Origin of the sequence: Bacillus sp. es.034 (genome assembly GCF_002563655.1) — a bacterium.
GTDB lineage: Bacteria > Bacillota > Bacilli > Bacillales > Bacillaceae_B > Rossellomorea.
The window spans coordinates 1,655,715-1,670,091 of the sequence record NZ_PDIY01000001.1 but is presented as its reverse complement, the minus strand read 5'-3'; the positions used below and the strand labels follow the sequence as shown (position 1 = coordinate 1,670,091).

General features: G+C 44.5%; 15 protein-coding genes. 7 read left to right on the top strand and 8 right to left on the bottom strand.

The features are described from left to right. Positions 1-317: 317 nt before the first annotated feature. Positions 318-1,646, top strand: a complete 1,329-nt coding sequence (locus ATG71_RS08410; RefSeq protein ID WP_098439218.1) for a sodium-dependent transporter — start codon at positions 318-320, stop codon at positions 1,644-1,646. A gap of 141 nt (positions 1,647-1,787) precedes the next feature. Beyond that, positions 1,788-2,159: a helix-turn-helix domain-containing protein gene (locus tag ATG71_RS08405; protein ID WP_079533547.1), complete on the top strand. Its 372-nt coding sequence runs from the start codon at positions 1,788-1,790 to the stop codon at positions 2,157-2,159. 193 nt (positions 2,160-2,352) lie between these two features. Here the strand turns inward: ATG71_RS08405 and ATG71_RS08400 are convergent, their stop codons facing one another. Together ATG71_RS08400 and ATG71_RS08395 are read right to left on the bottom strand one after the other, a co-directional pair. After that, complete coding sequence (locus ATG71_RS08400; RefSeq protein WP_098439217.1) at positions 2,353-3,522, bottom strand: aminotransferase; 1,170 nt, start codon at positions 3,520-3,522, stop codon at positions 2,353-2,355. After that, positions 3,519-4,019 (bottom strand): Lrp/AsnC family transcriptional regulator, encoded by a 501-nt coding sequence (locus tag ATG71_RS08395; protein ID WP_098439216.1) that lies wholly within the window; start codon positions 4,017-4,019, stop codon positions 3,519-3,521. Before ATG71_RS08395 ends, ATG71_RS08400 begins: the two co-directional genes overlap by 4 nt. 179 nt (positions 4,020-4,198) lie before the next feature. Between ATG71_RS08395 and ATG71_RS08390 the strand changes: the two genes are divergently transcribed. Together ATG71_RS08390 and ATG71_RS08385 are read left to right on the top strand one after the other, a co-directional pair. Continuing rightward, on the top strand, positions 4,199-5,107 hold the full coding sequence (locus ATG71_RS08390; RefSeq protein ID WP_098439215.1) for an alpha/beta fold hydrolase: 909 nt from the start codon (positions 4,199-4,201) through the stop codon (positions 5,105-5,107). Positions 5,108-5,237: 130 nt separating this feature from the next. Further along, positions 5,238-6,401 carry a MalY/PatB family protein gene (locus tag ATG71_RS08385; protein WP_098439214.1) on the top strand — a complete coding sequence of 388 codons (1,164 nt, stop codon included), beginning with the start codon at positions 5,238-5,240 and terminating at the stop codon, positions 6,399-6,401. Between the two features lie 53 nt (positions 6,402-6,454). Here ATG71_RS08385 and ATG71_RS08380 read toward each other — a convergent pair whose 3' ends face one another. From ATG71_RS08380 to ATG71_RS08370, 3 genes are all read right to left on the bottom strand, one after another. Further along, positions 6,455-6,982 (bottom strand): superoxide dismutase family protein, encoded by a 528-nt coding sequence (locus tag ATG71_RS08380; RefSeq protein ID WP_079533555.1) that lies wholly within the window; start codon positions 6,980-6,982, stop codon positions 6,455-6,457. A 143-nt stretch (positions 6,983-7,125) separates the two neighbouring features. Next, on the bottom strand, positions 7,126-7,326 hold the full coding sequence (locus ATG71_RS08375; protein WP_079533557.1) for a hypothetical protein: 201 nt from the start codon (positions 7,324-7,326) through the stop codon (positions 7,126-7,128). A 499-nt stretch (positions 7,327-7,825) separates the two neighbouring features. Next, entirely contained in the window at positions 7,826-8,416 is a 591-nt protein-coding gene (locus tag ATG71_RS08370) for a peptidylprolyl isomerase (protein ID WP_483295333.1), read from the bottom strand. A gap of 242 nt (positions 8,417-8,658) precedes the next feature. On the opposite strand from ATG71_RS08370, the gene kapB reads away from it, so the two are divergent. Then, complete coding sequence (gene kapB / locus ATG71_RS08365) at positions 8,659-9,057, top strand: kinase-associated lipoprotein KapB (protein WP_098439212.1); 399 nt, start codon at positions 8,659-8,661, stop codon at positions 9,055-9,057. Positions 9,058-9,104: 47 nt separating this feature from the next. Here kapB and kapD read toward each other — a convergent pair whose 3' ends face one another. Further along, positions 9,105-9,725: a 3'-5' exonuclease KapD gene (gene kapD, locus ATG71_RS08360; RefSeq protein WP_098439211.1), complete on the bottom strand. Its 621-nt coding sequence runs from the start codon at positions 9,723-9,725 to the stop codon at positions 9,105-9,107. Positions 9,726-10,010: 285 nt separating this feature from the next. Here kapD and ATG71_RS08355 point away from each other — a divergent pair, with 285 nt between their 5' ends. Together ATG71_RS08355 and ATG71_RS08350 are read left to right on the top strand one after the other, a co-directional pair. After that, on the top strand, positions 10,011-11,222 hold the full coding sequence (locus ATG71_RS08355; protein ID WP_098441764.1) for an MFS transporter: 1,212 nt from the start codon (positions 10,011-10,013) through the stop codon (positions 11,220-11,222). A 16-nt stretch (positions 11,223-11,238) separates the two neighbouring features. Further along, positions 11,239-13,086, top strand: a complete 1,848-nt coding sequence (locus tag ATG71_RS08350; RefSeq protein WP_098439210.1) for a transglycosylase domain-containing protein — start codon at positions 11,239-11,241, stop codon at positions 13,084-13,086. 50 nt (positions 13,087-13,136) lie between these two features. Here ATG71_RS08350 and ATG71_RS08345 read toward each other — a convergent pair whose 3' ends face one another. After that, positions 13,137-13,712: a DUF5366 family protein gene (locus ATG71_RS08345; RefSeq protein ID WP_034763820.1), complete on the bottom strand. Its 576-nt coding sequence runs from the start codon at positions 13,710-13,712 to the stop codon at positions 13,137-13,139. Positions 13,713-13,874: 162 nt separating this feature from the next. Then, positions 13,875-14,132, bottom strand: coding sequence for a hypothetical protein (locus ATG71_RS08340; protein WP_098439209.1), 258 nt, complete (start codon positions 14,130-14,132; stop codon positions 13,875-13,877). Positions 14,133-14,377 lie beyond the last annotated feature (245 nt).

Here is a 14,377-nt window from a genome sequence, read left to right as displayed (position 1 = left end):
TTTTGTAGTAAACGCTTTCAATTGTGGCGAAAAAAAGAATAATTTGTGAACGTTTTGTTACAATTAGTATACTACATATTCAGAAATTTTCCAGTCTATTTGCCTTGTTTTTGACTTCTTTTCTAAAAATTAGTTGAAAAGTAATGTTTTTAAGCGTTTTCACTCATAATAAATGGAAATGCGGTGCTATTCTTTCTTCATTCATACCATTACATGTCCTATACCCCATTTATTGAAAATTTAAAAATCCGGTGTACAGAGGTACTAAAACATAGTACGATTGAAAAATCTTAATTTTTGAAAGGGGGATCTTACGTATGGCCAAGAAAGATCAATGGACTTCTAAGATAGGCTTTATCCTGGCAGCTGCAGGGTCTGCCATCGGCTTGGGTGCGATTTGGAAATTCCCTTATATGGCCGGTGCGAATGGCGGGGGTGTTTTCTTCTTGCTCTTTATACTTTTTACCGTTTTAATTGGGACCCCCATCCTTCTCGCTGAATTTGTCATTGGAAGGCGCGCCGGGGCGGATGCTGTTACTTCTTATAAAATATTGGCCCCTCATTCCCGTTGGCACTGGATCGGTTATTTGGGAACGGTGGTATCGTTCATCATCTTATCCTTTTATAGTGTGGTGGGAGGATGGATTCTTTCCTATTTGGCAAGAAGTGTGACAGGCTCTTTGATAGGAAAATCGCAAGAACAATATGGCGCTCTGTTTGAAAGCATCATAGCGAATCCAAAAGAAGTTCTGATCGCTCAGTTCGCCTTCATCGTCATCACGATTCTTGTCGTACAGGGCGGGATTCAGAAAGGGATCGAACGTGCCAGTCGCTATATGATGCCTGCACTATTCATATTATTTATTATTCTGGTGGTCAGGTCCCTGACATTGGATGGGGCGATGGAAGGTGTACGCTTCCTGCTACTCCCTGATTGGAGTTATTTGAATGGAGAGACGGTCCTCCTCGCACTGGGACAAGCATTCTTTGCTTTAACGGTGGGTCTATCCGTCATGGTGACGTATGCATCGTATCTATCCAAAGAAGACAGCATGCCCAGGTCCGCCATCAGTGTTTCAAGTCTGAATATCTTTATTTCCCTGCTCGCGGGTCTGGTGATCTTCCCGGCCGTGTATGCACTCGGCTTCAAACCTGATGAAGGACCCGGGATTGCCTTTGTGGTCCTTCCTGCCGTTTTCAATGAGATTGCATTCGGTGGGATATTCTTAACCGTGTTCCTTATCCTGTTACTGTTTGCCACCCTGACATCGGCTTTCTCCATCTTAGAGATCGGGGTCGCTGCCTTGTCCAAGGGGAATCAGAACAAACGAGTGCCGTTTACTTGGCTGATCGGGATCCTCGTTTTCATTGCGGGAATCCCGAGCGCTCTATCATTTGGTGTATTCGATGAGTTTCTTATCGGAGGCAAGAACTTCTTCGATTTCGCTGATTATATAACGAGTAACTTCGGATTGCCTGTAGGTGCATTACTCATTTCCATCTTCGTATCCTATCGGTTGAAACGGGAGGATGTCTGGACTGAACTTCAATCCGGTTCATCCATCTCCAGAGGATTATTCAACAGCTGGATCTTCCTCCTGCGCTACATCGTACCAGTAGCGATCATACTCGTTTTCATATCCTAATGAATGAAGGTCCGTCCCCCACCATGAGGGACGGACCTTTTATTTATGTAACATTTTGTTCACGGGTTACCGGGCTAATTTTTTCCAATTGGTGATAAACTAAAGATAGAAGGAAGTCATTTAAGAGGAGGGAATATAGCTATGTCTCATTTTGGTGAAAATCTGAAACGAGTAAGGGAAGAGCGTAAATTATCTCAACAAGAGCTTGCTTTACGGGCCCGTTTGGGAACAAAAACGATTGAGAAATATGAATCCGATCTGCAGATACCCGATACCCAAACCATCCTTAAGCTTTCCACTGTTCTCGATATTCCTGCTTCCGAGCTTATGGAACGGGAAGTGAAAGACCATCCACCTGCAGGAATAGATGCAGAAATGGAGCAGTTGATCAAAGAACTGGGTCCCAAGCGGACGAAGCTCATCCTTCGCAAGGCCAAGGAATTCTCAGAAGAGGATTTTCTAAGGGTGATGCAAATGCTATATGAATTGAAGTATGAAACACAAGATTCATAAAAACTTTTTTAATAAAGATGTATAGAGAAACAAAAAAGGGGTCATACTAAAAATAAGCTTTCTAAGTATTCCCCCTTTTGTTTTCATTTGTTGGACGATCATGGTATCGTCCTATTTTTTTGCGCATTTATAAGGATGCCTGGCACCAACCGGGAATCGTGTGCCAGGCATCCTTCAATGTATACCTAATTCATTAACTGTGATTCTCCACAAACCGCTTCATCCGTTTCACAGCTTCCTGCAGCTGCTCCATGCTCGATGCATAAGAACAACGGATAAACCCTTCTCCACCTTTCCCGAATACATTACCGGGCACAACTGCCACTTTCTCTTCCATCAAGAGCTTTTCTGCAAATTCCCCTGAAGACATTCCCGTCTTTTGAATGGAAGGAAAGGCATAGAACGCTCCTCCCGGGGTGTGGCATGTTAATCCTAATTCGTTCAGGGAGTCGACAAAATAGTGACGGCGGTGACGGTAACTTCTCTTCATTTCCATCACATCGTCCATCCCTTTATCCAGTGCCTCGACTGCTGCATATTGTGCAGGGGTCGACGCACACATCATGGCGTACTGATGGATCTTCAATAAGGATGAAGCAATCTCTTCAGGGGCGCATATATAGCCGAGCCTCCAGCCCGTCATGGCGAACCCTTTCGAGAAGCCGTTGATGACGATGGTCCTTTTTCTCATGTCTTCCAGGGAAGCGATTGATACATGGTGGTGGTCATAGGCAAGCTCCGCATAAATTTCATCTGATAAGACGACGAGATCATGCTTCCGGATCACTTCAGCCAGACTTTCTAAATTTCCCCTTTCAAGGACCGTCCCTGTCGGATTGTTCGGTGAACAAAGCAACACAGCTTTTGTTTTTGGTGTGATGGCAGCTTCGAGTTCTTCAGCTGTGAGCTTGAAGCCATTTTCCGGTTTGGTTTCGACGGTTACCGGCACTCCTCCCGCCAATTGGACAAGGGGAACGTACGAAACGAAGCCCGGTTCCACGATAATCACTTCATCTCCCTGATCGATGATGGCCCTCATGCTGATATCAAGTGCCTGTGAAGCTCCCACCGTCACGATGATTTCCGTTTTCGGATCATAATCAACCGAGTACCCCTCTTTCATATACCGGGCAATCTTTTCCCTCAACTCGAGAAGTCCCGCATTCGCAGTATAAGAGGTATATCCTTGTTCCAAGGAAAGAATCGCCGCTTCCCTCACCGTCCAGGAGGTGATGAAATCCGGCTCCCCAACGCCTAAGGAAATGACCCCTTCCATATTGGCAGCAAGATCGAAGAATTTCCTGATTCCTGAAGGCTTTAAATTCTTAACGGATTGAGCTATGTACGATGTCTTTGTTGTCATGGTGACACCACGATTCTTCTATCTTCTCCATGATCACCGAAGATCGTTCCATCATGCTTATATTTCTTCAATTGAAAATGTGTGGTCGTTGATAAGACAGAATCCAGGGTGGAGAGCTTTTCAGACACAAATGTTGCCACTTCATGCATGGACCGCCCTTCCACCGTCACGGAAAGGTCGTACGCCCCTGACATCAGGTAGACGCTTTTCACTTCTTTATACCGGTAAATCCGGTGAGCCACTTCATCAAAGCCCACCCCTCTTTTCGGAGCGACTTTCACATCGATCATGGCCGTCACTCCTTCATGGCCTTCCACTTTCGACCAGTCAACAATCGAGCTGTATCTGACAAGAATATTCGCTTTTTCAAGCTTTACGACCGCTTCCTCGATTTCCTTTGCCGGCACTTGAAGCATTTTCCCTAAATCTTCTGTCGAAATCCTTGCATCCTTCTGTAGAATCCTTACTAAATCAAGCTCCATTTCTCTCAGTTGCATTCTGCTTCCTCCTCATCACCACTAAATGGTTTCATTATATCAGAAGTCACGTATATGAAAAGAGTCAACCTATTTTCCCCCTTAAAGGGAATGGATATGTCAGAACGATCGAATCAAGGTGTGAAATACGGAATTGGGGGTAAAATAACTATAATCAAACCAGAAAGGAGTGAGGAAAAATGCAGGAAAACGATTTCTCCAGAGTGGTGGAGGTGAACGGTACCAATGTTTACTTTGAATATCATGAACATCCCACTGCCAGAGAGACCTTCGTCCTTCTTCATGGTTTCCTGTCATCCACCTTCAGCTTCAGGCGGCTTACACCTCTTTTGAAAGAACATTATAATGTCATTTCCATCGACCTTCCTCCCTTTGGCAACAGCGGGAAACATAACAGCTTCGTTTATTCATACGACAATCTTGCCAATACGGTCATCACCTTACTAGACCGTCTGAACGTAAGCAATATCCACTTGACGGGTCATTCCATGGGTGGGCAGATCGCCTTGAATGTCATGAAAAAGTCCCCTGACTTAGTAAAAAAAGGCGTCCTGCTCTGCAGTTCAGGATATCTAAAGCGGATGAATTGGCCTGTCACGATGCTGAGTCACATCCCTTTTTTCCATCTTTACGTGAAACTATGGCTAACTCGCTCTGGGATCCGGAATAATCTTGAAAACGTCGTGCATGACTCTACCATGATTGACGATGAAATGATGTTTGGATATTTGAAACCTTTCCTGGAGGATGATATTTTTAAAGCACTGACAAGGATGATCCGGGACCGCGAAGGAGATCTATCGGTGAATGACCTGCGAAATATCCAAACACCCTGCCTCCTCGTTTGGGGAGAACATGACAGGGTGGTACCTTTATCAACGGGAGAACGGCTGAATCAGGATATCCCCAACTCGAAACTCGTCGTCTTGAAAGAGACGGGGCATCTTGTACCGGAAGAAAAACCAAAGGAAGTATTGGAGAATATTCATTCATTTGTTTCCGTATCCTCAGATGAAGTATCGGATGAGGCCAGGACAGAGCCTCTATTTCAAAAAGGACTTTCCCAGACGCTTCTCACTGAAACGTAGGGAGAAGTCCCTTTTTTTCTTGTGTTGGAATCGGAATCAAATGACTAACGGGAAGACATATCATTTTCATCTTTTTCGTTTCCATCATATGATGATACTTACACATACATAATCGAAAGGGGAAAGAATAATGAGTAGATTTGAAGAAATCATCAACCGTAAAGGATCCTCCTCCGTTAAGTGGGACCTCACGAAAACCGTGTTCGGGAGAGACGATGTCCTGCCTATGTGGGTGGCAGATATGGATTTCCTTCCACCTGAGGCCGTCTTGGAAGCTCTCGGGAACAGACTGAAGCATGGAATCTTCGGCTATACGTTTGTAGGGGATGAAACAGCGGCCAGCATAAAAGATTGGGTTCAAAAGAGACACGGCTGGGAAATCGATACAACCTGGCTGCAATACAGCCCCGGAGTCGTTCCCGCTATATCCACGATCATTCAGGCACTCACTGATCCCGGGGACAAAGTACTTGTCCAATCTCCAGTCTATACTCCTTTTTTCAGCCTGGTGGAGGATAATGACAGGGAAATTGTCAATGCCCGCCTGCATTATCACGAAGGGAGATATTCCATCGACTTTCATGCCTTTGAAGAATCCCTTAAAACAGGTGTGAAGCTATTCCTTCTGTGCAACCCTCATAATCCGAGCGGACGGGTGTGGAAGAAAGAAGAGCTGATCAAAATGGCTGAATTATGTCACAAGTACAACGTTTTGATTGTTTCAGATGAAATCCATTCTGATCTGGTTTATAAACATTATACGCATATCCCCCTCGCCTCTCTGGATGATACCTTCCGGGATATGACAATTACGTGCATTGCACCGAGCAAAACCTTTAACCTGGCAGGATTACAGGCTTCAGCCATGATCACCCCCAATGCCGAAATCAGGGAAAAGATCGCAGGCATCCATAAAAAACAGGGCTTCTTTACTCTCAATACATTCGGCATCATTGGAATGGAAACAGCCTACCGCCACGGAGAACAATGGCTAGAAGAGATCCTGAATTATCTCCAGGAAAATGTAACCGTCACGAAGGAATTCATTGAAGAGCACCTGCCCCAGCTGCAAGTCGTGGAAGCAGAAGGGACGTATCTTCTCTGGATCGATTGCACGAAGTTGAACCTATCCGATGATGAACTGAAAAGTAGACTATTAGAAAAAGGGAAACTTGCATTGGAACCGGGTACGAAATATGGTCCCGGCGGGGAAGGCTTCGTCCGCATGAACATCGCATGTCCACGTGAAACGCTGATGGACGGACTGGAAAGATTAAAGACCGCATTAAATTAAAAATGTACCAGGTACGGATCATTCCGATTCTACCTGGTACATTTTTTTAACGGTTATTTCTTGTCACTTTTGATCTCGCCACAGGCAATGCGTTTACCGGAATCCCCCGAAGGTTGTGTCATTCCGTCGTCTTTGTTTTCATCAATGATGAGAGACGTCCCTTCTTTAGTAAAAAGGGACGTCTTCCCCTTGGATAACGTAACCATCGGTGCCATGAGCTTCACCTTCACCGTTCCGTCCTCCCCTACGATGAGGTTGGGCAGGTCCCCGCCGTGGGCCCCTTCAGGATGAAGCAGTCCGTGCTTCGTGTCATCAGGATTGAAGTGATTACCTGACGATACGAAATCCGGCCGCTTGCATACTCCTTTTTCATGTATATGGATTCCGTGCTCCCCCGGTGGAAGTCCTTCGAGATCCAATGCGACTTCCACTCCGTCAGATTGCTCCTGAAGGGTGGCATTCCCCAGTGAATCACCGTTCTCATTTTTCATTTCCACTTCCAGCTTTTTCGGGTTTTCAATGGCACATCCGCTTGCAAGGAGTGTGATCATGACCATATATAATAGGGATAATTTTTTCATATTCCTCTTCCTCCATCTCTTCATACTCTTTCACCATTGTTGACTCCCATGGTGAAAATTATTCCTATTCCTTTGAAGTGCTGCTGTATGGAGGATATCCCTCAGAACGAAAAAAACACGCTCAGGAGGCGTGTTTACATTTTCTATTCTGTTCTCTTCTGAACCCTTGCTTCTTCTTCCATTTTCTTTGTTTTCAATTCTTCACGTTTTGAAGCTTTCTGGATGATCCGGAATGTGAATAGGGCAGCAATCATGAAAATGGCCATCGTAATGCCGGCTGGGATATATTCTGTCTTATCTTCGGGAAAATAGAGAAATAAATTTAATATAAATGAAGAAAGCATGGTACGCTCCTTTCAAAAAACAAACTCTTTTTCCATTATAACAACTCTCCTAAGGACAAACCAACTTCAAATCGTCAGCTTTTTAACGATTTATTGAACGTCCTCGCGACAATTTCCGAGGAAATACTCTTTTTTTCTCTCCAAAAATAGGGGCTGGGACATAACTATCTACATTCTCTCTAAAAACGAACAATACCTAAATGTTGTTAAGAATCACTTTTAGCACCGCTGTTGATTTCCGTGCAAGACTTCGCTTTCCTCGGGCGTTCGGCTGAGCCTCCTCGTCGCTGGCGCTCCTGCGGGGTCTCATCTCTCCGCTTTTCCCGTAGGAGTCTTCGTCTTGCACTCCAATCAACAGCTAGAATCAATGAAATACCTATAATATGCTTTAAAAAACAAAAAAAACCAAACGAATTCGTTTTCCTTCACAGAATTTCGAATAATCGTTCGGCGTTTTCTTTGGTTAAAACACTATTGTCCCAACCTCGTTTTTAAGCTTTTATTTTAGAACCTTGATGTTTTCAATTATGATATCTTCTTTCGGAAGGCCGTTTTCATCCGCTTCTACGTTTGCAATCTTATCCACGATGTCCATCCCTTCGACTACTTGTCCAAACACGGTATGCTTTTGGTCAAGCCAAGGTGTTCCGCCATTCTCCTTATAAGCATTGATGATTTGCTCAGGGAAACCGGCAGATTTCATCTGGTCTTCCATTTGTGGGTCGAAGTCACTTTTCTGAACTATGAAGAATTGACTTCCATTCTTGTCAGGGCCTCTATTCGCCATCGAAAGGGCACCGCGCAGATTGAATAATTCCGGTGAAAATTCATCTTCGAATGATTCTCCGTAGATGCTTTCTCCACCCGTTCCGTTTCCATTTGGGTCTCCACCCTGAATCATGAAGTCTTTAATGACCCGGTGGAATTTCAAGCCATCGTAATAACCGTCTTTACTGTGTTTAATGAAGTTCTCCACGGTTTTAGGAGCCTGTTCCGGGAATAACTTGATCTTGATGGTTCCCATGGATGTTTTCATTTCAACTAATTTTTCGTTTTCAGCAACTTCTGTTGTCAGCTGAGGATAAGTCATATCTTCATCTCCTTTGGATTCTTCTGTCGTTTTCTGCTTCTCGGATGCTTTAGGCTTTTCTTCAGTGGTATCTCCCTTTTCTGTTTGTCCACATGAGGCAAGAACTAAACCCAGTAAACAGAGGGTAACGATCATTAAACGCTTCATATATGTACCTCCACATGTTACCTTTATAGTAGTTATTTCTCAGTTCCATACTGCTTACATTATAATAGAGATTGATGTATTAGAGGAGGGTTTTTATGAAAAACATCCAAATTGGTGATTATGTCACAGCTTTTTATAAAACGGGAAAATATGTAGGGGAGGTCACAGGAGAACGACCTGGTGCCTTTGTCGTGAAGATCCAGGCTGTCCTAAAGCACCCCCGGCAAGGCGACCTGCACAATCCGCAGGCTGTGGATGTACCCTTGTTTCATGAACGGAAAGCCCTTGCCCACGGCGAGCGTGCCAATATGCCGGAGAAAATGGTCAAGCCTTATGACGGGGACATCCCCGATTACAATGAAACACTTATCGAGTCATACTTAACGTTGAAGGAAGAACTTGAAAAAGACGGTTCCCCACACGCACAAAAGAGTCTTGAAACACTGAAGTCCATTCAAAGGGAATACGAACTGATGTATAACCTTACATTTTAATAAAAGACGGGGGACGGACCTTCATTTGGAGGTCCGTCCCCGTCTTTTTATGCAAGCTGATTGTAGAATTTGGAGAGGTCGATCCGGTCACCGATGGTGGTGGGTTCGGCTTTATCGAGGTATTTTTTGTCTTTTTCGACCAGGTTGTAGATGTGCTGGGTGGTGAGGGCGTCATCCAACGCTTTATGGTGCTTTCCGACGCCTTCCCTTCCATACTCCTGAACTGCCTTCCATAGTCCCGTCTGGTTCTGATCACCGAAGAAGCGTTTATATTCCATGGACAGATCGACGAATTGAGCTTGGAAAGGAAATGGTACGCCCGACTGCGCGCAGTTATCGCGCAGTACCTTCATATCCATGTTTCCCCACGTCACTACCTTCGCGACTCCCCTGTCATTCAACCCTCTAAAATAATCGATCAGACATTGGAACGATATCCCTGAATCCACTTCATTCTGGCTGATGGATAAAAATCGTTTGCAGCGGTTGGTCAGTTTGGGAAATGCAGTCGGTTTCACATAAGAGGAAAACGTATCTGACACTTTCCCATACTCCACCACCACTACCCCGGCTTCGATGATTTCAGGGAAGAAACCTTTGGGGACCCTATGTCGTTCCGGCATAGAAAACTCAAAATCTATAAACACAAGCTGCTCCGCTTTCGCCACGTAAACTCCCTCCTCAAAATGTAGATAAGACCCCAATTCATCTATAATAAAGAATGTTTTCAGGATAATCCGATTTTCATTGCTCCATCAGAAAGGAGAATTGTGCGATGCGCAGCATTTCTCCATACTTCTTATTCTTACATTATATCATGATGAGCCCAGAAATTATGACTAATTCCCGGTATTCCATGCGAATAAATGTTATTCAGTGGACTATGATCCAAATCTTTAATAAAATGAATATTTAGGTATACGAAATAAAAATTCATATAGAAGGTGTTAATCATTTCACAAAAAAGAAAGAATCTAACCATCATGCTCATGGCCAATTTTCTGGTGGCGGCCAGTGCAACAATGGTGCTGCCCTTTTTATCCCTCTACATTGAAACCTTTGGCACTTACAGTCACGAATATGTACAGCGCTGGTCAGGTTTTGTCTTTGGAGTTACATTTTTAACGGCGTTCTTCATATCTCCCCTGTGGGGTCGGATCGGTGATCGTTTTGGATATAAGCCGATTCTCCTCATCACGGGATACGGGATTGCAACATCCATCTTTTTAATGGGGTTTATGCATTCCGTCGGGGGACTTTTCATCCTGCGGGGAATCATGGGTGCAGTGACGGGGTTCATCCCTACATCGATGGCCCTCATTTCCTCCCAGACACCTAAGGAAGAAGCGGGAAGGACACTCGGCACCCTACAGATGGGAACCGTATCAGGCGGCTTATTCGGGCCGGTGATCGGAGGACTGTTGGCAGACAATGTGGGATTTTCCTACACGTTCATCTTCACTTCCATCGCCATCGCCACTGCTGCGACCGTCGTACTTTTTGGCATCGATGAACAAAGAAGCAGGGAACAACGGGATCAACGAAACAAATACTCGAGTAAAGAAGTGCTGCAGCATATCTTCAGTCATAAATTACTCGTGACAGTCCTTATCCTTTCCTGCCTGATTCAAGTGGCTAACTTCAGCATACAGCCACTTCTCGCCTTGTATGTTGATGAACTCACTTCTTCTAGTAATCTGGCATTCTTAGCAGGAATCGCCTTTTCTGCTACAGGATTCGGGAATTTGATCGCAACCAGGCGATGGGGGAAGCTTGGAGACGATATCGGGTACGAAAAGGTTCTATCCATCCTTCTCGTTCTCGCATCTATCTTCATCGTTCCACAGGCCCTGGCTGTCGAGCTATGGCAGCTTGTCCTTTTCCGTTTTCTGTTCGGAATTGCGATTGGCGGCATGATTCCATGTGTCACGGCATACATCCGTCAGGAAGCTCCTTTGAGTATGCAGGGGGAAGTCCTTGGATATAATCAGAGCTTCCGGTTTCTTGGTAATGTAATCGGCCCTGTCTTTGGAGGCGTCGTTTCCGGATATATTGGCATTTCTTCCGTTTTTTATGTAACAGGTGCTTTATTCTTGGGGGCATTTGGATTATTATGGTGGAGTATACATCATTCTGAAACCCCAAGTCATGTGAAAGATTACTAGAAAAGTAGAGTGAAATATGAGAGTTTTTGCAGGTTATATAACGGTGATTAGTTTTATGCTCATCTTTTTCACCACGTTATTTTTTGCGACGGGTGAATGGAACAAGGTACAAAGCTTTCAACAGGAATTGGAGCATGCCGTGAGTACCGATTCCATCGACCTGAATCGTACAAGCTTACTTCTTGACGTCGACGGTAAGGTCTTCTCAGAGGTGAACCGGCCTTACCGCCTCTATGTGCCGGACGAGAAGATCCCTCCATTCCTAAAGGATATTCTGGTCGCATCTGAAGATCAGCACTTTTACGAACACGTCGGTTTCGATGCTGGCGCAATCCTCCGGGCTGTCGTGAAAAACCTGGTGTTCACCCATATCCAGCAGGGCGGGAGCACCATTACCCAACAGCTCGCCCGAAACCTTTATCTTGGGCAGGAGAAAACCTATAATCGTAAACTGACAGAGTTGTTTTATGCCCATGAAATTGAACAATCCTTGTCAAAGGATGAAATACTTGAATTATATATGAACGTCATTTACTTCAGTAATGGAGTATATGGGATTGAAACAGCCTCCCAATACTATTTTCAAAAAAGTGTCACCGATCTTAACCAGGCGGAGATGGCGTTCATCGCTTCGATACCTAATAATCCGGGTAAATATGATCCCGTTGACCATTTCGATCAAACGAAGGTTCGTCAGGAGCGACTGCTTGATATTCTTGTGAGCACGTCAAAATTATCGAAGGATGAAGCGGAGAAAGTAAAGAAAATGCCGATCACCCTGAATGTCCGCAAGAAGACCGACCTCTATCCAGACTATGCCTTTTATGTGGAGAACGAGCTGAAGGAACTGATTGCTCTAAACGAAGGATATAAGCTGGAACTTAAAAACGCCGCTTCAGAAGAGGAAAAGAATCGGATTGAGGGGAAGCTCGAAGAACGATTTCAAGACGTGATTTCGTCAGGCGTCAGGATACAAACGGCGTTGCAGCCCGCCCTTCAACAAAAAAGTGTCCGGGCTTTGAATAATCAGCTGAATGAAGACTTACAGGGAGCCACCGTCACCATCGACAACAAATCAAGAATGATTGTCGCCCTATCCGGGGGCAGGGACTACCAGAAATATAATTTCAATCATGCGTTTCAAGCCTTCAGGCAGCCCGGTTCGGTGATTAAACCGCTGCTCGTGTACGGTCCATATATAGAGAAATTCAAGGCCGGGATCAATGACCAAGTCAATGCCAATCAATACTGTGTCGGCAAGTATTGTCCGATCAACTATGGAGGAATCCAGCCGGGTACGGTCACATTGAAGCAATCCCTGGCACAATCCTATAACGGCTCGGCGCTTCGTCTCATGGAAAAAGTCGGCATAGAAAAAGCCTTCCAATCCATCTCGCCTTTTTCCTTTGAAAGGGTGACAAAAGAAGATAAAACCTTCGCCTCTTCCATTGGCGGCTTCACTTATGGAATGAGTCCGCTGGAATTGACGGATGCCTATACTTCTTTTATTGACGGCCATTATCAGAAGAGTCATGCCATCCTTTCCGTCAGTGACAGTCACGGGAAGATTCTTTATCAATGGAAAAAGGATCCGAAGAAAGTCTGGTCAGCAGATACCACTGCTAAAATGAGAAAAATGCTCAATGAAGGGGCGACAGCCGGAACCGGAAGACCCGCGTATGTCTCCAAACCATATGTAGGAATCAAAACCGGCACGACCAATAACTATCATGACTACTGGGTGATGGGATTGACCGACACCCTTACGACAGGGGTTTGGGTAGGCCATGATATTCCCCGTGATATGAGTGAGATCGAACGAAAGCGTCCAAGCCACAAAGTGTGGCAGGAAATCATGGAATGACCTCACATAAAAAAAAGCGTCTGCAGCTCATGCTGAAGACGCTTTTTCTATTATAATTTCACCTTCGACATAATCGGCAGACTTGCCATTACTCCGTTATATAGCTTCAAAAAAACAAAAAAGATCGTCAAAAATAACGAAGACCATGAGAATACCTGCAGACTCACCACTCCGAAGATCCCCCATTTCGAGAGGGACGGACTTATTTTATACACAAAGTAGATAAAATAAGCGAGTGAGCTAAGGGCAAAAATGATGAAAAGCCCTATAAAGGACTTAAGACTCACCACAGACACTAAGCCCCCGATGAAGTAAATCATCGATCCTGTACGGACAAGATTATACAACTGCCCATCCGAATCCGTGGCAAAAAACAGCATGGATACTCCATTGATGGTCTCAGCAATCAGTTTTAAAGCCGCGAACACCATGAAAAAAGCGACCATTAACAGGATCAAAATGGCAAGTTTAAGCTGTATATCGGATAAAAACTCCCTCATGCCCGGGTAGACACCGATTTTTTTAAATACGTCCACGAAGACTCCCACTCCGTAAACGGAGAACGTGAGACTAAACAATAGTATCGAAAAAAGGGGTAAATAACTTGTTAAGTATGTATTTTTCACTCAAAACTCTCCCATAACGATTCTTCATCCACTCTCATCATAATCGTTTATGGAGATCTTGAAAAGGGTATAGAAACAGAAGGAACAATGACAATATGCCTATCTATCCTTGTCACCCACAAACAAAAAAACGCCCTTTCTGTTACGGAAGAAAGGGCCGTTTCATTGAAGGGAATGAGAATGTGGTACCACTCTGATATATTCCCTCGATCCAAATGGTTGTCTCCCGCGTGCGGGTTCTTTCGTCAATTCCTCTTCCACTTCTTCCGTTTCACCATATTGAACCGGTTTGATATTCATACTCGTGGGGTCTTCGGTCTCAATGAACCCCCGATTGAATCGATCCTCGGTTTCCACTATCCACGCTAAGCCAAAAAAAGCAAAAAATATGGTCGTAACCGCTACTGTTTTCTTTTTCATAACTTCACCACCTTATGGATAGGATTCTCCAATTTGACCGAAACTATTCTGGATGTGTCAGGATTCGAGGATAAAATCCAACAAATTTTTCTACGTGCATTTCCACGTATCTTCATATTTAATACTTCTTGAAAGTTGTGATATGAATGGGTTGCTGAGTAATGCAAGCATTTATTTTTTACGTTATAATGCTCTTTAGGGTTCAGCTTCTGGTCGAGTAAGGAAGAATGTTGCCGAATAATGAA